Here is a 20,790-nt window from a genome sequence, read left to right on the forward strand (position 1 = left end):
AAAGTACTTAAATTTTTTAAGTACTTTGTTTAATGGTTTCCGGCAGATATTATTCAGGCATCCTCCTGCTTATCTCATTCACCACATCCTGTATTGTTTTACAGCGTAGCAAAACAGCCGTATCCAGCCGGATACCAAACTGTTGCGTAAGCTTGTCTGAGAGCATAATTAACTGTTTCAGACGCATACCAGTATTCAGAATTTCAGTTTGTGCAGAAATATTCACAGCATTTTCTGCTGTCTGGGGCAGGCATTCACGAAAAATAGCCAGAATATCATCAGTTACAGCCAGTTCTTGTGTCGCTGTCACTTTGGCCTGTAGCGGCGTAGCCTGATACAGGCGTTCCTGTGCCATCTGCTGTATCAGCTTACGGTCTACTTTAACATTACGGGTTAGCGGAATTTCTTCAATCATCAACCATCTGGTCGGAATATGTGATTTCGGTAAATCAGCCATCAAGCACGTTTTCAAAGCATTAATATCCGCATCGGACTGATTAGCCGGCAACGTATACACCGCCACCAGTTCATGCATTTGTGTTACCGGGTGAGTACAGCACACCACCAGACTGTCCTGAAAATAGCCGGATTTAGCCAGCGCAGCTTCAACCTCGGCCGCAGAAATCCTCACACCTTTTATTTTCAGATAACCTTCAGTACGTCCTGCAAAAATAATATTGCCATCATCTCGCATATACCCCAAATCACTCATGCGAAAAGCAATTTTTTCTTCATCACATCCCAGAGAGACAAAATCCCCGGTTTGCAACTGACCATTGAGCAAATAACCGTTAGACAGATTCACGCCCGACATATACATTCGCCCCACCTCACCAATGGCACATGGCTGTAACTGCTCATCCAGAATATAATATCGGTTATGTGCCAGTGCTTTACCATAAGGAATCACATCAATATCTTCAGCAGTGATTTCATGCCATATACTCCAGATAGTTGTTTCTGTCGGACCGCCTAACGAGAACAAACGCGCCTGTGGCAGTTGCCGGCGCAAAAACTGAATCAGACCCGGCTTAATATAATCACCACCTTGTGCAATCAGGCGCAAAGACTGCAATTGTTCTTTACTGGCAACGCTGCACAGCATATCCACAATAGCCGGAACACTTACCCAGATACTAATATTATGAGCTGTCAGTAACTCAGCCCATGACATTGCATCCTTAGCCTGTGCCGCAGTAGGAATAACCAGAGAAGCACCAAGAGCCATTGCCCCAAAAACATCAAAAACCGACATATCATGATGAAAGGGCGTTACAGCCATCAATACATCATCCTGATCAGCCTGCCACCGGCTGATGGTTTGTCCGAGTACATTGGCAGTAGCCAGATTATTCAGTACCACACATTTCGGCGTTCCCGTACTGCCGGAAGTATATAAATAATAGGCTGCTTCAGTATTCAGCTGATAGCAGCATTTTGGATGATTGAAACCTTGTGCAGTCAGAGCCTCATCAATAAGTACATATTGCCGGCCGGTTACCGGCGTTTTGCTAATGACCAGATCCGTCAGACTATTAGACAGTAAATAATCTCGTCTGGCTTCTGGTGCATCCATATCAACCGGTAACCAGATAATACCCGTCAGAGCACAGGCCAGAACCGCATAAACATGCTCAGCACTTTTAGGCAGACAAATTGCCACTACCGCACCGGCACGTAATTTTTTTTGTTGCAGTGCAGCCATTACCTGAGCCACATTTTTACCCAGCTGAACGTAACTGATTGCTTTACCATCATAGAACAAAGCAGTTTTATCTGGCGGATAATCAAACAGATTATGCCGGATAGAATCAAGAAAGCAGAATGCATCTGCCACTATCTCATCGTATTTCCCGCGATACAGCAAACTATCCCGATTAGATTCAAAGTTATCCTGTTGCTGTAATTCAGAGCTGTCAGATTGCATATAAACTTTCTCCCGTTTATTGTTGTCGGCTGCTACTCAAATGAGTAATGACAAAAAAAGAATTTCAAATAAATTACCGCACCGCAAAACATTTTATACAGAGTTAACCTTTTTTAAAAGATAATAATAATTATTTTCATTTATAAGAAAAATTTTAATTTCAATAATTTATTCAGATTATCGATAGAAACTTTCAGGCAAATAATCATTAAATTGCCCGATATCCGCTCTTTGCCAGTTAATTGCATACTTAAATCACTGCTTAACCGGAACAAGCCTTAACAGCTGAATAAAATTATATTGTATATTTTAATAAGTAAACATATAATAAGCTTACTTATTATATAAGGAGGAACAATGAATAAAATTTCAATCACATTTACCTTACCAACATCAGCTAAACCGGAACAAATCTGGCCATACTATACAAAGCTTTCATTAAGACAACTATGGGAAACTGATCTTGAAAACTTCCTTTTTTTCGGTGAACTTAAAACAGGCGTACAGGGAATATTTAAACTCCGGAATGTACCTGAAATGCCGGTAACATTATCAAAAGTAATCATCAATCAGGAATTCACCGAAGAATTTAATATGCCGGATATCGGCGTATTATCTTTTTCACATCAGATAGTAAACCTTTCGCAAAATCAGTATGCATTAAAATCTGAAATTGCCCTGAGACCGGAGCAAAAACTTGATGCTAAATCCTCTTATGCTTTTCTAAAGCAAATCTCAGATGATATTATCGACAAAGCATATGCTTTAAATCATCTTGTTGAAAGCTGAAAATGAGTAAGGACAATAAGTTTCGCACCCGATTTACCAATGATTCAGATTCAATTGGTTTTACTTTTATGAAAACTTATTCGTCCTGGCATAATCAGATTAAAAACTGTCTGAAAACACATAAAATTACCCATCCACAATTTATTGTACTGGCTACACTGGCTTATCAGTCTCAATTCAATGAAGAAATAACTCAGGTTTTACTGGCCGGTAAAACTAATATTGATGTAATGACCATCTCACAAATTCTGGAAAATCTGGAAAAAAAAGAATACATAACCCGTGCGGTGTCAGCCAGAGACAGTCGTGCCAAATCAATTACACTGACACAAAGCGGTTTCGATATGGCCAATAAAACCGTGCCACTGGTAGAACAAATTGATAAACAGTTTTTTGCTGTTTTGGGTAATGATCAACAATTATTTAATAAAATGCTAATAACATTATTAGGCAAGTAAATATTTTATTAACAGTAAATGTATCTGGAATTACCAAATAAATGGTTTACTGAAAATAACAGCAATAGAAAAAGCATAAAACACTGTTTAACTTTTTCTATTGCTGAATTCAGATATTAAAATTAATAAATTTATTATCTGTTCCTACTGGTTAGTAGAGTATATACGGCAATACTGTGTATTACACCAGCAGAATCGTATTCATGCCTGCGTGTTGTCTTAATTACATACCCTTTATTGCGTAATTCATTAATACGTGGTGCCGGACTACAAATACCTAATGCACGCAGTTCCAAAGTACTATGAGGACATTTACGTAAGCATTGCAGAATAAAACTACGCTGAGTAGCGTAACTGGTATTTGGTAGTGACTGAGTAGTCACATCACTTTGTTTTTTAGCTAAAATAGCAGTAGTAATATTATTCATTATTTAACTCCCGCATTTATTGTTAGCTTATCAGGTAATATCACAAAGTAATACGGTATATAATATTGATTTGCTAACCATGCTTTATAGAATATAACTAACTGGCTAAGTTTGAGAAAATGTGTTTTATCAAACTTATGGTTTAAGATAGTTCTTACCCATGTAATATCTATATCTGAAGTTTTGAGTGTGAAAATTTTAATAGCTTTGATCAGCTTATTTGTCATGCTTTTGCCTTTTTTGTAATTGGTCAGTACAGGCAAAAGATTAATTAATGCCAAGAATCAGTTAAATGAATTAGCATGCTGATTTCCTGAAATAGCGTGTTGATTTCCGGAATCAGCTTGATGATTTACTCATTTCCTGTTCAAAGTCTTTCATCCAGTTTCTAATTGTTTTTTCAGTTAAATTGCTATTTTTAGGCATAGGTAAAATATTTGTTAGTGCTTTTTCACGCATATCATCTATAAATTGTTGCTTTGCTCCTCGTTCTGTAAAATTATCTTTTGCCCGTAACCAATATTCTTTCATTGCTTCTTTTGTTCCGGTTTTTTCGTAAGGGCTTTTTTTCGCTTTTCCAGCATTACGGGCTCTTATTGTAAGTGTATTTGCTATTTCTTTTTTCTTATTTTCTAGTTCAATAGAAGCATTATTCAGTCGCTTTAATTTTTTTTCAGCCCTGATATTTTTTTCTACAATAATAGGTTTAGTTCGTTTTAATGCTATGAGCTCATGTTGTAAATTTTGAATTTGTGATGTTAATTTATTATTATAAATTGTTAAATTATGAATAATTGTAGTCTGTGCTGGATTATCTTTTTGCTTTTCTAACTCTTGAATTTTAATTTTTGCTTTATATAGTTTTTCTGTTAGAAATGTATTCTTATTTATAGTAGTTTTCAGCAAATTTTCTAGTTTTTTTATTTTTTTATTAATTTTATGACTATTTCCACATAATGAATTATATTTTTTGCGTAATTCTTCTAATGAGATAAATTTTGGTTCTGATTTTATTTTTTTACTTGTGGCCTCACAGGTATAAATAATTTCATTATTTTGGGTTTTAGCCTCATTTAGATGATCTTCAAGCGTAAAAATTGAATATGAATGACCATCTTCAGATAGGAAATCAATGGGTTCTAATTGTTCTTGGTTATTCATTTCTATTCCTTAATTGCTTCGAGTTTTTAGATAATTAAAAAATATTTTATTCTAAATTTAAACTGTACGGTATTTGCTCAATAGAATTTAGGATAACTATGAGTCAGGGTGTTGTAGTTTGATTTTTTGAATTATTTGACCGTTATTGATTATATTAGCAACTAATATAAATTTAATTTCATTAAATAAGAAAAATTTTAAATTTTAAATTTCATACAATTATTTAATTTATTTTTATATTTTCAACGGGCAAAAAAATAACCGCATTCAGCGGTTATTAATGGTGGCCAGAGGCAGGATCGAACTGCCGACACACGGATTTTCAGTCCGTTGCTCTACCGACTGAGCTATCTGGCCATCGGGGAAGAGTGCGCATTAAACCAGATATATGCCGGCTTGGCAAGTGTTTTATGTACTCACTTACCTATGTCGCTGTTTATTTGTTAGAAAAATTAGTTATTTTCTAGTTGCACGAGTATGGTTTTGAAATTCTGTGTGTTTAATCAGGTCGTTTTTTCTTTTTTCAGAATACATACAGGAAACGATTGCGTAGCTTAGATTTCTGTATGATTCTTCACAAAAAGTAGACGCCGGATAAGAGCTGTATTAAGGTAAACACTTTTATTACAAGGGTGAAGAGGATGCAGGGCGAACAAAAGCCGGTATGGAAAGATGGCTGGTTACAGCAATGTATTCATGTATCGTCACCGAATTTTAGCCGGCGTCCGGCACAGACTGAGGTATCGCTGGTGGTATTGCATAATATTTCTTTACCACCGTTTGAATACGGGCAGCAGGCAGTACAGCGTTTGTTCACTAATCAGATTGATGCTGCTGAACCGGATGATTTTATGCGTTCATTAACCGGATTGCGGGTATCCAGCCATTTTCTGCTGGAACGGGACGGAACGATAATTCAGTTTGTTTCCTGTGATGACGCGGCTTTTCATGCCGGGATATCACGTTTTAACAGCAGGGATGGCTGTAATGCGTTTTCGATCGGAATTGAGCTTGAAGGCTGTGATTTCGAACCGTTTACACCATCTCAGTATACGCAGTTGTATGCGTTATTGCAGATGCTGTGTGCGCATTATCCGATTCAGGCGATTACCGGCCATCAGCATGTGGCACCGGGGCGAAAGTCGGATCCGGGGCATTTTTTTGAATGGGATATGCTGCGCAGTAATGGTTTACCGATAGTGACAGAATATCAGTGGCTTTTGTAGTTTATGGCTGCCGGCAGGGGTATTTTTAGTTATAATTCCATTCAACTGTTAATTAAGTTGCGGTTTTCGCAAATTGTCTGGTAGGAATGTAATGAGTGATTCTGTAATAATTGTACTGGTGATAGGTGCTGCGATTATTTTGTTGGTACTGGCCTATAATATTTATCAGGAAAGCCAATACCGCAAACAATTGCGCGAACAGTTCGGGCATGCCAATAAAGATGCTTTACTGGACAGTCAGGTAAATTCAGTACGAGATGGTGCGGAGGCTCAGTCTGTAATGAACACTAAAACTGTGCCGCCGGCTGAGGAAGTAAATAAAACTGATGATTCATCCGCCGAACAATCTGAGACTTCGGCCACTGATGAAAAAGTTATTGATGGTACAGTTTCGGAAGAAGAGAATGTGTCTGCTGCGCAAGCGGCATCTTCTGCTCCTGATAACGTTGCAGCACCGGAAAATTCAGCAGCACATATTGATATGGCGCCATTATCACGCACGGTTCCGGTAAAGGGACGTAAAGCTTTGCTGGATGTGCGGGACATGTCTAAACAGCCGCTACCGTGGTTTGATGTACGTTTTGATTATCTGGCCTATATTGCGTTGTATCAGCCGAAAGAATTACATGCAATGCCGCGATTGAGCAGCCGTTCCCGTTTCCGGCTGGTGGGCTGTACGATGGATGACCGTTACCAGATAGCTGAACCGATTCCCAGCGTTTATTATCAGGGTTTTGTGGTTGGTCTGCAGGCAATCAGCCGCAGTGGTCTGCTTACTCATGAAGAGCTGGCGCATTTTGGCGAACAGGCCAATCGTTTCGCCGAGCAGATGGATGGTCAGCTGCTGTTAACGGATATTAATACTTTTCTGGATGTGGCGCGTCCACTGGATGATTTATGCGCAAGGGTTGACCAGACAATTGCGATTCATCTGGTATCACGTACGAACGTCAGCGGAACGGAGCTGCGTTCTGCGGTTGAGAAACAGGGCTTTGAGCTGGGGCATGATGGTGCATTTTTTTATGCAGATACTAATGGCGAGCCTTTGTTTAATATTGTTACGCTGGATAACACACCTTTTACCTCTACTTTGTTAGCAAATCAAAATTATCGCGGATTCAGTATGTTGTTTGATATAGTACATATACCAAACGGCGAGAAATGTTTTGATCAGTTTATGGATATGGCTGTGAAATTATCCAGTCAGCTGGGTCTGGATCTGGTTAATGATAAAGTGGAAGAGTTATCCACAGAGTGGTTGCGTGAGGTACGCCGCTATGTAGTTGACCGGCAAAAGGAAATGAAGCAGGTTGATCTGGAGCCGGGAAGTGAACTGGCCAAAAGACTGTTTTCCTGATATTGCCTGAATATTTTAATTTTATAAAGAGATGGCAAGCCGCAGAACGGGGTTTGCCATTTCTTTTTCCTTTTCCTGAAGGATAGCTGTAATGGATTCAGTAAGCGAACAGCAAATTATTGATTTAACCGCACTACTCAATCGTTATGCGCATGAGTATTATGATCTGGATGCACCTACTGTGCCGGATGCGGAATATGACCGGTTGTTCCGCCAGTTGCAGGCTCTGGAAGAGCAATATCCGCAATGGCGGCAGCCGGACAGCCCGAGTATACGTGTAGGCGGGCAGGCACAGCAAAAATTTGCTGCTGTGGTGCACCAGATTCCGATGCTGTCACTGAACAATGCATTTTCACCGCTGAATGATAATAATCAGTTCGACCACAGTGAGATGTATGCTTTTGATAAACGGGTACGTGATGGTCTTGGTGCTGAGCCTGAATATATTGTTGAACCAAAGTTTGACGGTCTGGCAATCAGTTTGTTGTATCGTGACGGTCTGCTGGTACAGGCATCTACGCGCGGAGATGGATATACCGGCGAGGATGTTACTCAGAATGCGCGCACTATTGTTAATATTCCATTGCGTTTGCTGGGTGATCAGGTACCGGATGTGCTGGAGGTACGCGGTGAAGTGCTGATGCTTAAAGCCGATTTTGACCGGCTTAATGCACATCAGCAGGCAGAAAATCAGAAAACTTTTGCCAATCCGCGTAATGCAGCGGCTGGCAGTTTACGCCAGCTGGATCCGAAAATAACGGCACGCCGGCGCTTGCATTTCTATGCCTACGGAATTGCCAGACTGGATGAGCGTTTTGCGGTAAACAGCCACAGCGAAGAACTGGCATTTCTGGCTCGTTTGGGGCTGACTGTACCGCCACAGGATAATTTGTGCTATCAGGCTGATATTGGGAAGGTGCTGGCTTTTTATGAGCATATTTTTCAGATACGTGCAGATTTGCCGTTTGGCATCGATGGTGTAGTCATTAAGGTGGATAATCTGGCTCAGCAGGAGCAGCTTGGCTATGTAGCCCGTGCTCCGCGTTTTGCTATTGCCCAAAAATTTCCGGCAGAGGAAATGCTGACTACGGTAGAGGCTATTGATGTACAGGTGGGACGTACCGGTGCAGTAACACCAGTGGCGCGGCTGACACCGGTATTTGTAGGTGGTGTTACAGTTACTAATGCAACTTTGCATAATGAAGGTGAAGCACAGCGCAAGGATGTACGTGAGGGTGACACGGTTATTGTGCGCCGTGCCGGAGATGTTATTCCTGAAATTGTATCTGTGGTGCTGGCACAGCGTCCGATGGTGGAAAAACCGGCGGCAGATTTGCTTACTCCGCCTGAAGCTGTGCCCAAATATCCGCCGTTCCGTATGCCAGAAAACTGTCCGGTTTGCGGTCATGAAATTGTCCGTGAAGAGGGTGAAGCAGTAGCTCGTTGCAGTGGCGGAATGCTGTGTCATGCTCAGCGGGTGCAGTCGCTAATTCACTTTGCTTCACGTCGCGCCATGGATATCGAAAATCTCGGTGACCGGCAGATTGAACAGTTAGTAACACAGGGCAGAGTCCGTCATTTTGCTGATGTTTATCATTTGCAATTGGCTGATTTGCTGGCAATGAAACAGCAGGCTAAGCAGGAGGCAGGGGAAAGCTCAGCAGAGTCGGTGACAAATGAACTGGAATTATCTGCAACTGATAAAGCAGGCAAACAGCTGCCATCCAGATGGGCTGAAAATATTCTGGCCGGTATTCAGGCCAGCCGGCAGCGTCCTCTGGCTAATTTAATTTATGCTTTGGGTATTTTTCATGTTGGTGAGCGTACAGCAAAACAGCTGGCACAGGCTTTCGGTGATCTGGCTACGCTTACTCAGGCTACTGAGCCGTTACTGGCCTGCTTGCCGGATATCGGTAAGGTGGTAGCACATTCGGTAGCCTATTTTTTCAGTCAGGAAGATCAGACCAGTCAATTGCAGGAATTACTTGATGCCGGTGTGCAACCGCAGACAGAAACACGTCGCACACCGCTGGGTAAATACTTTACTCCTGAGCGGATACTGGCTCGTTTACCCTGCGCTAGTTTAACGGAAGCGCGGGCACAGAAGCTGTGGCAACTGGCGGGTAAGGACTGGTCACAACTGTTAACTGATAAAGCCTTGCCGGAAAGCTGGCAGAAATGGTGCAGCCAGCCTGAAAATCATGAATTACTGCAAAAGACAATTGAGTTACGTGAACAGCTGCTTAGCGGAGAGACGGAGGAAAAGACGTCATCGGTTAATGAAGCTGTAGCCGGTAAAACTTTTGTGTTAACCGGTACTTTACCAGACTGGTCACGTGATGTGGCACAGCAGCATATTGAAGAAGCCGGTGGTAAAGTGAGCGGCAGTGTATCGAAAAAAACTGATTTTGTGGTGGCCGGAGCAGAGGCGGGCAGCAAGCTATCCAAAGCTGAGGCACTTGGTGTTACCATACTGGATCAGGCTGCATTAATGACTATGTTGGGAATTAAAGAGTAAATCTGAATGAAAGCAGAACCAATCCGTAAGTGTGTTTTTCCGGTGGCCGGTATGGGGACACGGTTTTTACCGGCTACTAAAGCCAGCCCGAAAGAAATGTTGCCGATAGTGGATAAACCACTGATTCAGTATGCGGTAGAAGAGGCTGTTGCTGCCGGCTGTACTGAACTGGTATTTATTACCGGCAGGAATAAACGCTGTATTGAAGATCATTTTGATAAGGCTTATGAACTGGAAACAGAGCTGGCTTACCGCAATCAGAATAAATTGCTTGATTTTGTGCAGGATATTCTGCCGCCCAATGTGACTTGTCTGTATATTCGCCAGCCGGCCGCACTGGGGCTGGGACATGCGGTTTTATGTAGCCGGGCAGCAGTGGGTAAAGAAGCCTTTGCTGTGGTGCTGGCAGATGACCTGATTGATGCACAACCAGGTGCGTTGAGCCAGATGATGAATGCGTATTACCATACGGGTTGTAATGTCATTGGTGTAGAAAATGTTGATCCACTGCAGACGGGTGCTTACGGTATTGTCGAGATTAATCATCAGAATGATTTTGATTATGTAAAGAGTATTGTGGAAAAACCTCATCCGGATGAAGCACCCTCACATCTGGGTGTGGTTGGGCGCTATATTTTGTCTGCACGAATTTTTGATTTTCTGACTAATTTACCGTTGGGTGCTGGTGGAGAAATTCAGCTGACTGATGCTATTGCACGGTTGCTGACTGAACAGAAAATGATTGCGTATGCTTTTGCCGGCAGACGTTATGATTGCGGTGATAAGCTTGGTTATCTGGAAGCAACCGTGGCCTATGGTATGAAACATCCTCTGGTAGGAGAAGATTTTAAAAAATTATTGCAGCGCATGGTGTGTTAACGCAATACCGGAATTCATACGTAAATGTTTCTAGTTTTATTATTTGCCTGCCTGCTGTTTCGCCGGCAGGCAAGTTTTTTGCCTGGGGTTCTGCTTCAGCGCAATGGCATTGTCTGATAATTAGTGCTACTAATAATCAGGCGTTCTGTTGCATACCAGACAACTGATTGTGTGTGATTAACAAAGCGCTTTTCATCTTCCATTAATGCGTTTAATGCCTTTACGGCTTCTGGTGAAGACCGGTTTTTCTGCATGCTTTCCAGATTCTGCCACCATATTTCAGCCATGCCGTCAAAAACAAAATTTTGAGACTGACGCCCGTTTTGTATTATTTTATCCAGCTCGGGATAACGGTGCGGAATGGTTTGTACATAGCGGGTAATATTTAAAACGTTTTGCACAGAAGCCACTAGCGGAGCATGATGCTCGATCCAGTATTGGTCAAATTCTTCATAAGTAATATCGGGCAGGCGTTTTACTAACATAGTTAACTTAATCATTTTCTTTCTTTCAGTTTGTGGGTTGTGCGAATAATGATAAAGTTTCACAGTAGTGTTAAAGTCAACAGAGTAAAAATGAAAATTAGTGAATTAGCCAGAAAAAGTGCAATCAGTCCCAGAATGTTGCGCTATTATGAACAGGAAAAATTGCTGACACCTGCCCGTACACAATCCGGATACCGTGAATACCAGCAGGCAGATGTAGAAAGAGTAAAATTGATTCAGCAGCTCAATAATGCCGGTTTTTCGTTAAAAATTATCCGGCAAATACTGCCTTGCTGGCATGAGCAAAACAGTAAATTTGAGCCTTGTGAAATTTACCTGAAAAATATTAATCTGACGTTAGAAAAGATCGAACAACAAATAGATATATTAATACAAACACGAACCCGTCTGCTTAATATGATAAGTAAATAATGTATTTTTGTGTATTTTATTTCGTATAATAGCTGCTGAATCTCAAATAAGAAATAATGATCACAGGCAGGAGAAAGCATTAATTGCTTCTACTGGTGCTGTCTTTTATCTGCTCCCAGCTTAAATCAAATTTGGCCAGATATTTTTTCAGTCTGTCTGCATCATTGGCGCGCTGTTTTTGTGCTCTGGACACGGCAAACAAATACCGGCCGGCTTCGGATAAAGTTCGGCTTTTCCGGCATACTTCAATGACTTTTTCCAGCTGATACCGGTCAAATTCATCAATTTCAGCCGGAATCAGCGCATCAGAAAGAGTTACCTGCTGCCAGTGTATCTGTAAACGCCGGATTTCATTTTCAACTTGTTCCAGAGTGATGTTTCCTTGTGTAGATAAAGTAGCCATACGGGTAATGGAAGCTGTGAGCTCACGGAAATTACCCGGCCATGTTGCCATAGCCGATGTGGCAAACTGAATATAACGGTCTCTGGATTGCTGATTAAAACGCGGCATGGTACCGTACTCCTGCGCAAATCGTGCCAGCTCAAAATCAATATTCGGTTCGATATCTTCTTTACGTTCGGCAAGTCCCGGTAGCTGGTAACTCCATAAATTGATACGTGCGTATAAATCCTCTCTAAAAGTACCGCGGATAATTGCCTGTTTTAAATCTTTGTTGGTTCCGGCAATCAGTTGAAAGTTACTGGATACCAGTTTATCTGCACCTAGCGGATAAAATTGTTTTTCCTCAATCGCCTTTAAGAGAATAGCCTGTTCATCCAGCCCCAGTTCTCCGATTTCATCCAGAAACAGAACACCATTATCCGCCTGTCTAAGTAAGCCGTTTCTGCCCAAACTGGCACCAGTATAAGCACCTTTGATGTGACCGAACAGTGTAGACATGGCATTATCGCTACTCAGAGTAGCGCAGTTAATTTCTACGAATTGTCCGGTAATCTGATGCTGATTCAGTTTAAGCCGGTAAATTTGCCGGGCAAGAAAAGATTTTCCGGCACCAGTGGGGCCGCATAGCAAAATAGGCGCATGAGAGCGGCTGGCAACCTGTTCTATTTCGCTGATTAGCTGATTGTAATGCCGGTTTTTTGTCGCTATACCTGATTTGAGCAGTTCTGTTGCCTGAGTAGCATATTGCTGAAAGCGGGTCAGAATCTGGTCGTAACGGTTCAGATTCAGGTCAATGATGTTTATTTGTCCGCTGGGGCACAGTGGCGGGTTTGCTATAGGTTCTGCGGCAAAGTTTTCTGGCGATGCAGATGGTCTGGCCGGCGGTGAGGGTTGTAACAGTCTGGCAGGATAAAAACGTGATTCTGCCAGTAAGAACCAGCAGATCTGCATTACATGGGTGCCGGTGGTAATATTCAGATAATAATTTTCTTGTTCATTACTAAAAGTATAGTTTTTGGCGATATCCAGTAAACAGGTATACACCTCTTCAAAATCCCATGGATCCTGTATCTGAACCGGAATCGGATTAACCTGTGTATCCGGGGCAATGGTTTTAATATCCAGAATAATTTCTTCGAGTAGTTTGCTGTCCTGAGTGTGATAAATCAGTTCCAGACGATAGATCGGCCATTCCGGATGATTACAGATATCAATAGTAGGGCGCCAGCGTGTCCAGCGTTTTTTTCCTTTGCCCCGCTGGTCAAGTACATTGCCTAAAAAACTGAATACGATATTTTTCTTGTCCATTATTTATTATTAGTTATATAAAATTAAATAAAATTATATAATATTTTATAAAAAATACGAAAATAAAACTAAAAATAATTTATTGAAAATAAATTTATTTATTTATTTTTATTTTAAAAACAATATTTTAATTATTTTATTTTAGAAATTTATGAACTTGGTACGGTAATTGCAATAAGGATATTGTCTGAAATACATACTGTTTTTTACGGCAGTAGGGTACATAGCGAATGGAATTAAATTAATCGAAAGACTGATTTATTCGCATTATCAACATGTATTCCCCGGTATGAAAGACGTTTCCTTCCGATGGAAAATTTTTGAATAGCTCAGAGGTAGAGCAATTGGTACCAAACCAATCTGTCACGGGTTCGACTCCTGTTTCAAAAGCCATATTGTAATAATTTGTTGTTTGAGCAATACCAGCCAGTAAAGGGAAATAAGCAAAGCAGTAAAGCTAAGACACGAAAAAAACCGGTTAACCGCACAGAATAAGCGGATTAATGATTCTGTCCGGGTAAAAAAACCGGATAGCAGGCAAAAAATTGATGAGCCATAAACAGTTAGTTGAATGTTTAAAGATATCAGTTTTTCCCCTGTTATTTCGTTACTTAATCCGTTTGATTGTGTCTCTTCTCTTTGCTGGCTGCCATAAAAGGAGATTTAATATGTTGAATATAATTAATGTGAAAAAAGGTGAGCTGGCCGTTGTCACCAAACGCGGTGAAATTAATACTATTGTTACCGCAGGCCGGCATATTTTCTGGAATCCTTTTGTCAACATTACTCATTATCTGGTGGATTTAGCTGATACTAAGATTGAACCGGCTATCGCCGAAAAACTGCTCAATTTTTATCCGCAGCTGGTAGAAAAATATTGTCATTATGTCAATGTGGCTGATAATGAGATTGTGCTGCGTTATGAAGAACAAATGCTGGTAGAGATTATTCAACCCTCTACTAAAGCATTGTACTGGAAGAGTTATAAAGAACAGGCAATTAAAAAAGTAACTTTGGAGCAAGGGTACCGGTTGTCTGATGAAGTTGCTATGGAAATTATTCAGGCAAAAAATACCGGCAGATTAATTGAAGGTATCGATCACATCAAACTGCATTATTTTATCGATGAGCAAATTGGTACGCTGTTTGTTGATAATCAGTTTGTACAGATTATTCCACCTAAATCCGTAATTGGTTTGTGTGAATTCAAACATAAGCTGGTTCTGGGTAAATTCAAACTACAGGATAACCGTATTGATGATTTGCTGGCGGCAACAATTGAACAAAATGCCCCGCAGCAGATGGCACAATTCTGTATTCAGATGCAGGTAGGTGCTAATCAGACCGGTTTACGTTTTGAAGATGATTTACTGGTGGAAATTCTGCCTCCGGGAACCAAACGATTGTACTGGCAGAATAACTGCAAGCAACATATGCAGCTTATTGAGCTGACTGACGATTTTCAGCTTTCTGAGCAAATGGTACAGCAGCTGTTACAGCCAAAATTACGTAAAAAAGAAGTGACTGGCGATAGTAGTGTATTGATTGCACAGGTACCGGCATATCATGTTGGCGTATTAAAAGTTAATGGTAAAGTAGAACAGCTGCTTAATGCAGGTATTACTGCTTACTGGCGTTTTAATCGTGAAATCAGTGTCGAAATTGTCGATACACGTTTGCAGACAGTGGAAATATCCGGTCAGGAAATTTTAACCCGGGATAAAGTCAATCTGCGTATTAATCTGGTAGCCAGCTGGTGTTACACCGATGTGTTAAAGGCGTTTGCCAGAATTGCGCAGCCAATGGAGTTATTGTACCGGCAATTACAATTTGCATTACGGGAAGCGATTGGTACTCGCAGTCTGGATGAGTTGCTGGAAAACAAAAATTTAATCGACGAAGTGGTGAGCGCTCATATGCAGATACATATGACGGGCTATGGAATTGAAACGGTCAGTGTTGGCGTAAAAGATATTATTTTACCGGGAGACATGAAAACCATTCTGGCACAAGTAGTAGAAGCAGAAAAATCTGCACAGGCGAATGTTATCCGCCGGCGGGAAGAAACTTCTGCTACCCGTTCCTTACTGAATACAGCCCGGGTAATGGAAAATAATCCGGTTGCTTTACGCTTAAAAGAAATGGAAACACTGGAAAGAATTGCTGAACGAATCGATAAGATTTCGGTTGTAGGCGGTTTGGATCAGTTATTGCATGGTTTGATTAATATTCAGGCGCAATAGCGTACATCCGCTAATTAATTGGTTAAAAAATAATGGAAGTTAAAAATGCAAAAGCAAGAATTTGAAGTATTAAAAGAAAATAAAACACGTCCGGTAAAAATGTGGACAAAAGGTGTGCCGGTAGAAGATGTGGCTAAAAAACAATTGCTCGAAACTGCACAATTACCTTTTATTTTTAAGCATATTGCGGTTATGCCAGATGTGCATCTGGGAAAAGGCTCTACTATCGGGAGTGTGATTCCGACTTCTGGTGCGATTATTCCGGCTGCTGTCGGCGTGGATATTGGTTGTGGAATGATGGCGGTACAGCTGTCACTTACTGCTCAGGATCTGCCGGAAGATTTAATGCCATTACGTCTGGCTATAGAAAAGGCGGTACCGCATGGTTCCACTCTCAATAAAGAAAAGTACGATAAAGGAAGCTGGCAAAATCCGCCACCGATTGTACAGGAGTACTGGCAGCAACTTTTGCCCGGATTTGAAAAACTGACCAGTAAATATCCGTGTTTTTTAAAAGCGAATAGTTATAGTCATTTGGGAACCTTAGGCGGCGGTAATCATTTTATTGAAGTTTGTCTGGATGAGTGTGATCGCGTATGGATAATGCTGCATAGTGGTTCACGCGGTATTGGTCGTGCAATAGGTAAATATTTCAGTGAGCTGGCTAAAAAGGAAATGAAAAAATATTTTATTGATACCTATTTGCCTAATAATGATCTGGCGTTTTTAGTAGAAGGAACCGAATACTGTAATGATTATCTGAAAGCGGTGCACTGGGCACAGGAATTTGCCCGTTTAAATCGTGAAGTGATGATGCACAATACTATCGCTGCTATACGCAAAGTAATCAATGTGCCGTTTACTACGCATTCACAAACTGTAAACTGTCACCATAATTATGTACAGAAAGAGCACCATTTCGGTAAAAATGTTTTTGTTACGCGTAAAGGAGCTGTTTCTGCACGAGAAGGTGAACTGGGAATTATTCCGGGTTCTATGGGAACAAAAAGTTATATTGTGCAGGGGCGGGGGAATGCAGAAAGTTTTCATTCCTGTTCTCACGGTGCAGGCAGAGTTATGAGTCGTGGTGAAGCTAAACGGAAATTTACTGTTGCTGACCAGATGCAGGCTACGGCTCATGTAGAATGCCGTAAAGATGCTGAAGTTATTGATGAAATTCCTATGGCGTATAAAGATATTGAAGCAGTAATGCAGGCGCAACAGGAATTGGTGGAAATCAAGCACCAGTTACGTCAGGTTGTCTGTGTTAAGGGCTGATATTATCCGGATAATCAACTGTAGAATATTTTTGTATAGAAAAAAGGATGGCAGACAATGCCATCCTTTTTCAGGTATTTAAAAACTAAATATCAACCTGAGCATTTAGAGCGTTGTTTTCGATAAATGCACGCCGAGGTTCAACTTCGTCACCCATCAGGGTAACAAATACATCATCTGCTGCCATCGCATCTTCGATTCTGACTTTCAGCAAACGGCGTACTGAAGGATCCATCGTAGTTTCCCATAATTGTTCGGGATTCATTTCACCCAGACCTTTATAACGCTGAATGTTAATTTTTTCCTGTGCTAAATCCATCAGTAATTCCAGTGCCTGGGCAAAGCCGGTTACAGTGGTAGTCATATTACCTTTAATGACTTCAATTGGTACGTCAGCAATACCACTTAAAGTGGCCGCTGTCTGCCGAATAATTTGATAGGCGCGGCTTTCAACAAATTTTTGATCCAGATAGCTGACCATATGATTCCCATGCAACTGACGAGTAATTTTAATCATTTGTACTTCATCATCTGCACCGATGCGTTCCAGTTTGAGGTTGTCGTCATTAACCAGAGCGGTTAATGTTTGCACAGCTTTTTCTGCACTGCTTACAGTGCTTAAATCCAGATTCTCATTCCAGAGAAGCAGGGAATTAAGTACATTGTTGTCAATGATACGGCTTTCACGCGCAATCATACTTTGTGCCAGGATCAATTGTTTGGCGATTTCGGACAGAGCATTACCTTCCAGAGTATTTTCGCCAATAATTAATTGAGCATTATTCAATGCCAGACTGAGCATGAACTGATCTTTTTCAAACTCGTCTTTCAGGTAGTTGTCTTTTTTGCCATATTCCACTTTATACAATGGTGGCTGAGCAATATATACATAACCGCGTTCAACCAGTTCAGGCATTTGCCGGTAGAAGAAGGTAAGCAACAGGGTACGGATATGCGCGCCGTCTACATCCGCATCGGTCATGATAATTATGCGGTGATAACGCAATTTTTCCGGGTTAAATTCTTCTTTGCCTATACCGGCACCCAGTGCAGTGATTAAAGTGCCAACTTCCTGACTGGCAAGCATTTTTTCAAACCGGGCTTTTTCTACATTCAGGATTTTACCTTTTAAGGGTAAAATGGCCTGAAATTTACGATCACGGCCTTGCTTGGCAGAACCGCCTGCCGAGTCACCTTCGACCAGATACAATTCTGATAAAGCGGGATCTTTTTCCTGACAGTCTGCCAGTTTGCCCGGCAGCCCCAGACCATCCATTACCCCTTTTCTGCGGGTAATTTCGCGTGCTTTGCGCGCTGCTTCACGTGCACGCGCGGCATCAACAATTTTGCTTGTGATGATTTTTGCCTCTGCAGGATTTTCTTCCAGAAATTCAGACAAGGCTTTACCGAGTACTTCATTAACTACGGGACCTATTTCACTGGAAACCAGTTTGTCTTTGGTTTGTGAAGAAAATTTCGGGTCAGGCAGTTTAACAGACAATACGCAGGTTAAACCTTCACGCATATCATCGCCATTAGTATCTACTTTGGCTTTTTTGGCAACTTCATTGGCTTCAATGTAGTTGTTGATGGTTCGGGTCATAACCTGGCGCAGGGCGGTTAAATGGGAGCCGCCATCGCGTTGCGGAATATTATTGGTGAAACACTGCACGTTTTCCTGATAACTATCGTTCCACTGCATGGCACATTCCACGCTCATGCCATCTTTTTCACCATTGGCATAGAAAACTTTATTGTGCAGAGCCGTTTTATTCCGGTTCATGTATTGTACAAAGCCGGCTACACCACCGCTGAATGCGAAATTTTCGTGTTTGCCATCACGTTTATCAAAGAGTTCAATACTGACGCCGTTGTTCAGGAAAGATAACTCCCGGATGCGTTTGGCCAGAATATCAAAATGGTAATCGATATTACCAAAGGTTTCGGTACTGGCCAGAAACTGAACACGTGTACCCTGTTTGTCGGTATCGCCGACAACAGCCAGCGGAGCAACTGCATCCCCATGACGAAATTCTACAAAATGTTCTTTGTGATTACGGTAGATGGTCAGACGGAGCCAGTCAGAAAGTGCATTAACTACAGAGACACCTACACCATGCAGACCACCGGAAATTTTATAACTGTTGTTATCAAATTTACCGCCGGCATGCAGAATGGTCATGATTACTTCAGCTGCTGAACGATGTTCTTCCGGATGCATATCGGTAGGAATGCCACGGCCATTGTCTTCAATAGTAATGGAGTTATCGGCATTAACTGCTACGGTAATATGATCACAGTATCCGGCCAGTGCTTCATCAATGGCATTATCCAGAACTTCGAATACCATATGATGTAAACCCGTGCCATCCTGAGTATCACCAATGTACATACCGGGACGTTTGCGTACAGCATCCAAACCTTTTAATACTTTGATACTGTCGGCACTGTAATCTTCAGGGTGTTGATCTATCATAAGAATTCTTTACTAAACTTGGCAGCGATTATGCTGTTAAAGGTCATTTATAACTGTTATTAATTATAAAAAAGTTAGCGGTATAACTGTATAACAGGCCTGTTTGAGGGCAATAAACCAAAAACTTATTATAGCATAAAAACGGTTTTTTTTCAGTCCTGTGCTATATTTAAGATTATGTTTTATCTGATATTTATTGGAAGATAAGAATGCTGATTGTAAATAATAAACTGCCGTAAACCAGACTGAACTATTAAAAACAGAAAGCTGGCGTACGGCAGTAACCGGATTTAAGAGTGCATGGATGTTTAAATCCGCATAGGCATAACTATATACTTAAAGTTGGGATTGTTCGGGATGGTAAACAGTGTTGAACGGTTTGCATCACCAAAAGCAAGTTGTAAATCTTCTGCATGTAAATTACGCAATACATCCATCAGATAGTTGATATTAAAACCGACTTCCAGTGTATCTCCCTGATAGGCAATTTCCAGCTCTTCACGAGCTTCTTCCTGTTCGTTATTGTTACAGGTCACGCTCAGTAATCCGGGCTGGATTTGCAGGCGGGCACCGCGAAATTTTTCATTGGCAAGAATGGCTGCGCGTTCCAGTGCACCCAGCAGCTCGGTTCGGTTGGCCAGAAAGATTTTATCGTTATCCAGTGGAATAACTCGGTTGTAATCCGGAAATTTACCATCCACGACTTTAGAAACAATGATTGTGTCATTACAACGGAAACGTACCTGATTGTTCAGTAGTTCAATGGTGATTGGCTGTTCGGGGAAGGTAAGCAGCTTAAAGAGTTCCAGTACGGTTTTACGCGGCAGAATAACTTCTGCTTTGGGTAAATCGGCTTCAATATTGCAGGCTGCATAGGCCAGACGATGTCCGTCTGTAGCGACCAGACGCAGCTGATTGCCTTCTGTCTGCATCAGCAGACCATTCAGATAATAGCGGATATCCTGAATGGCCATGCTGTATTGTACCTGAGACAGCATTTCACGAAATGTTTCCTGTGGCAGGCTGAAGCTGGCATCAATATTTTCGCCCACACTCATTAATGGAAAATCTTCGGCCGGCAGGGTTTGCAGATTAAAACGGCTTTTGCCTGCTTTCAGCACCAGACGGTTGTTATTCCAGTCCAGAGAAACGATTGCGCCGGCCGGTAAAGCCCGCAGGATATCCTGCAGTTTTTTGGCATTGGTGGTAATGCGAAAATCTTCTGCTTCGCTTTTGGGGCCGATGGTATCAATCTGAATTTCCAGATCGGTTGCCAGAATCTTGATTTGCCCCTGATGGTTTTCCAGTAATACATTAGATAATATCGGTAATGTATGACGACGCTCTACAATACCGGTTACTGCCTGCAGCGGTTTGAGTAAACTGTCACGTTCTGCTTGTAATATCAGCATATTTTGTTCC

The 20,790-nt window shown here is 41.4% G+C and carries 17 protein-coding genes and 2 tRNA genes; 10 read left to right on the forward strand and 9 right to left on the reverse strand.

Annotated features, from left to right (window positions below):
* Positions 1-49: 49 nt before the first annotated feature.
* Positions 50-1,927, reverse strand: a complete 1,878-nt coding sequence (locus H3V01_RS09085; protein ID WP_198186589.1) for an AMP-binding protein — start codon at positions 1,925-1,927, stop codon at positions 50-52.
* Positions 1,928-2,284: 357 nt separating this feature from the next.
* On the opposite strand from H3V01_RS09085, the gene H3V01_RS09090 reads away from it, so the two are divergent.
* A complete protein-coding gene (locus H3V01_RS09090) occupies positions 2,285-2,716 on the forward strand; it encodes a hypothetical protein (protein WP_198186590.1) in 432 nt (143 codons plus the stop codon).
* A 2-nt stretch (positions 2,717-2,718) separates the two neighbouring features.
* Positions 2,719-3,174, forward strand: a complete 456-nt coding sequence (locus H3V01_RS09095; protein WP_198186591.1) for a MarR family winged helix-turn-helix transcriptional regulator — start codon at positions 2,719-2,721, stop codon at positions 3,172-3,174.
* 134 nt (positions 3,175-3,308) lie between these two features.
* Here H3V01_RS09095 and H3V01_RS09100 read toward each other — a convergent pair whose 3' ends face one another.
* From H3V01_RS09100 to H3V01_RS09115, 4 genes are all read right to left on the reverse strand, one after another.
* Complete coding sequence (locus tag H3V01_RS09100) at positions 3,309-3,602, reverse strand: helix-turn-helix domain-containing protein (protein WP_198186592.1); 294 nt, start codon at positions 3,600-3,602, stop codon at positions 3,309-3,311.
* Complete coding sequence (locus H3V01_RS09105) at positions 3,602-3,829, reverse strand: hypothetical protein (protein ID WP_084552612.1); 228 nt, start codon at positions 3,827-3,829, stop codon at positions 3,602-3,604. Before H3V01_RS09105 ends, H3V01_RS09100 begins: the two co-directional genes overlap by 1 nt.
* Before the next feature lie 112 nt (positions 3,830-3,941).
* Complete coding sequence (locus tag H3V01_RS09110) at positions 3,942-4,763, reverse strand: hypothetical protein (protein ID WP_037394187.1); 822 nt, start codon at positions 4,761-4,763, stop codon at positions 3,942-3,944.
* A gap of 281 nt (positions 4,764-5,044) precedes the next feature.
* A tRNA-Phe gene (locus H3V01_RS09115) sits at positions 5,045-5,120 on the reverse strand.
* A gap of 284 nt (positions 5,121-5,404) precedes the next feature.
* On the opposite strand from H3V01_RS09115, the gene ampD reads away from it, so the two are divergent.
* The 4 genes from ampD (at position 5,405) to galU (ending at position 10,743) form a co-directional block, all read left to right on the forward strand.
* A complete protein-coding gene (gene ampD / locus H3V01_RS09120) occupies positions 5,405-5,989 on the forward strand; it encodes a 1,6-anhydro-N-acetylmuramyl-L-alanine amidase AmpD (protein WP_198186593.1) in 585 nt (194 codons plus the stop codon).
* 106 nt (positions 5,990-6,095) lie between these two features.
* Positions 6,096-7,346 (forward strand): cell division protein ZipA C-terminal FtsZ-binding domain-containing protein, encoded by a 1,251-nt coding sequence (locus tag H3V01_RS09125; protein WP_198186638.1) that lies wholly within the window; start codon positions 6,096-6,098, stop codon positions 7,344-7,346.
* Positions 7,347-7,437: 91 nt separating this feature from the next.
* Entirely contained in the window at positions 7,438-9,864 is a 2,427-nt protein-coding gene (ligA, locus tag H3V01_RS09130; protein ID WP_198186594.1) for an NAD-dependent DNA ligase LigA, read from the forward strand.
* A gap of 6 nt (positions 9,865-9,870) precedes the next feature.
* On the forward strand, positions 9,871-10,743 hold the full coding sequence (gene galU / locus H3V01_RS09135) for a UTP--glucose-1-phosphate uridylyltransferase GalU (protein WP_096765929.1): 873 nt from the start codon (positions 9,871-9,873) through the stop codon (positions 10,741-10,743).
* A 95-nt stretch (positions 10,744-10,838) separates the two neighbouring features.
* On the opposite strand, the gene H3V01_RS09140 is transcribed toward galU, so the two are convergent.
* Positions 10,839-11,243 carry an EthD domain-containing protein gene (locus H3V01_RS09140; protein WP_198186595.1) on the reverse strand — a complete coding sequence of 135 codons (405 nt, stop codon included), beginning with the start codon at positions 11,241-11,243 and terminating at the stop codon, positions 10,839-10,841.
* Positions 11,244-11,318: 75 nt separating this feature from the next.
* Between H3V01_RS09140 and H3V01_RS09145 the strand changes: the two genes are divergently transcribed.
* Positions 11,319-11,660, forward strand: a complete 342-nt coding sequence (locus H3V01_RS09145; RefSeq protein ID WP_198186596.1) for a MerR family transcriptional regulator — start codon at positions 11,319-11,321, stop codon at positions 11,658-11,660.
* A gap of 79 nt (positions 11,661-11,739) precedes the next feature.
* On the opposite strand, the gene rtcR is transcribed toward H3V01_RS09145, so the two are convergent.
* Positions 11,740-13,371, reverse strand: a complete 1,632-nt coding sequence (gene rtcR / locus H3V01_RS09150) for an RNA repair transcriptional activator RtcR (protein WP_198186597.1) — start codon at positions 13,369-13,371, stop codon at positions 11,740-11,742.
* 318 nt (positions 13,372-13,689) lie between these two features.
* Here rtcR and H3V01_RS09155 point away from each other — a divergent pair.
* From H3V01_RS09155 to H3V01_RS09165, 3 genes are all read left to right on the forward strand, one after another.
* Positions 13,690-13,764, forward strand: a tRNA-Trp gene (locus tag H3V01_RS09155).
* A gap of 275 nt (positions 13,765-14,039) precedes the next feature.
* Positions 14,040-15,614, forward strand: a complete 1,575-nt coding sequence (locus H3V01_RS11085) for a slipin family protein (RefSeq protein WP_232332661.1) — start codon at positions 14,040-14,042, stop codon at positions 15,612-15,614.
* 45 nt (positions 15,615-15,659) lie between these two features.
* A complete protein-coding gene (locus H3V01_RS09165) occupies positions 15,660-16,892 on the forward strand; it encodes an RtcB family protein (protein ID WP_198186598.1) in 1,233 nt (410 codons plus the stop codon).
* Between the two features lie 85 nt (positions 16,893-16,977).
* On the opposite strand, the gene gyrB is transcribed toward H3V01_RS09165, so the two are convergent.
* Positions 16,978-19,368: a DNA topoisomerase (ATP-hydrolyzing) subunit B gene (gene gyrB, locus H3V01_RS09170; protein ID WP_174830671.1), complete on the reverse strand. Its 2,391-nt coding sequence runs from the start codon at positions 19,366-19,368 to the stop codon at positions 16,978-16,980.
* Positions 19,369-19,676: 308 nt separating this feature from the next.
* Positions 19,677-20,780 (reverse strand): DNA polymerase III subunit beta, encoded by a 1,104-nt coding sequence (gene dnaN / locus H3V01_RS09175; RefSeq protein WP_025331544.1) that lies wholly within the window; start codon positions 20,778-20,780, stop codon positions 19,677-19,679.
* Positions 20,781-20,790 lie beyond the last annotated feature (10 nt).

It is taken from the genome of Snodgrassella sp. M0351 (assembly GCF_016100575.1).
GTDB classification, from domain to species: domain Bacteria; phylum Pseudomonadota; class Gammaproteobacteria; order Burkholderiales; family Neisseriaceae; genus Snodgrassella; species Snodgrassella alvi.

Excerpts from the sequence above, each read along its gene's own strand:
- H3V01_RS09085 (WP_198186589.1), bottom strand. The coding sequence starts at position 1,927 with ATGCAATCTGACAGCTCTGAATTACAGCAACAGGATAACTTTGAATCT.
- H3V01_RS09090 (WP_198186590.1), top strand. The coding sequence starts at position 2,285 with ATGAATAAAATTTCAATCACATTTACCTTACCAACATCAGCTAAACCG.
- H3V01_RS09095 (WP_198186591.1), top strand. The coding sequence starts at position 2,719 with ATGAGTAAGGACAATAAGTTTCGCACCCGATTTACCAATGATTCAGAT.
- H3V01_RS09100 (WP_198186592.1), bottom strand. The coding sequence starts at position 3,602 with ATGAATAATATTACTACTGCTATTTTAGCTAAAAAACAAAGTGATGTG.
- H3V01_RS09105 (WP_084552612.1), bottom strand. The coding sequence starts at position 3,829 with ATGACAAATAAGCTGATCAAAGCTATTAAAATTTTCACACTCAAAACT.
- H3V01_RS09110 (WP_037394187.1), bottom strand. The coding sequence starts at position 4,763 with ATGAATAACCAAGAACAATTAGAACCCATTGATTTCCTATCTGAAGAT.
- ampD (WP_198186593.1), top strand. The coding sequence starts at position 5,405 with ATGCAGGGCGAACAAAAGCCGGTATGGAAAGATGGCTGGTTACAGCAA.
- ligA (WP_198186594.1), top strand. The coding sequence starts at position 7,438 with ATGGATTCAGTAAGCGAACAGCAAATTATTGATTTAACCGCACTACTC.
- galU (WP_096765929.1), top strand. The coding sequence starts at position 9,871 with ATGAAAGCAGAACCAATCCGTAAGTGTGTTTTTCCGGTGGCCGGTATG.
- H3V01_RS09140 (WP_198186595.1), bottom strand. The coding sequence starts at position 11,243 with ATGATTAAGTTAACTATGTTAGTAAAACGCCTGCCCGATATTACTTAT.
- H3V01_RS09145 (WP_198186596.1), top strand. The coding sequence starts at position 11,319 with ATGAAAATTAGTGAATTAGCCAGAAAAAGTGCAATCAGTCCCAGAATG.
- rtcR (WP_198186597.1), bottom strand. The coding sequence starts at position 13,371 with ATGGACAAGAAAAATATCGTATTCAGTTTTTTAGGCAATGTACTTGAC.
- H3V01_RS11085 (WP_232332661.1), top strand. The coding sequence starts at position 14,040 with ATGTTGAATATAATTAATGTGAAAAAAGGTGAGCTGGCCGTTGTCACC.
- H3V01_RS09165 (WP_198186598.1), top strand. The coding sequence starts at position 15,660 with ATGCAAAAGCAAGAATTTGAAGTATTAAAAGAAAATAAAACACGTCCG.
- gyrB (WP_174830671.1), bottom strand. The coding sequence starts at position 19,368 with ATGATAGATCAACACCCTGAAGATTACAGTGCCGACAGTATCAAAGTA.
- dnaN (WP_025331544.1), bottom strand. The coding sequence starts at position 20,780 with ATGCTGATATTACAAGCAGAACGTGACAGTTTACTCAAACCGCTGCAG.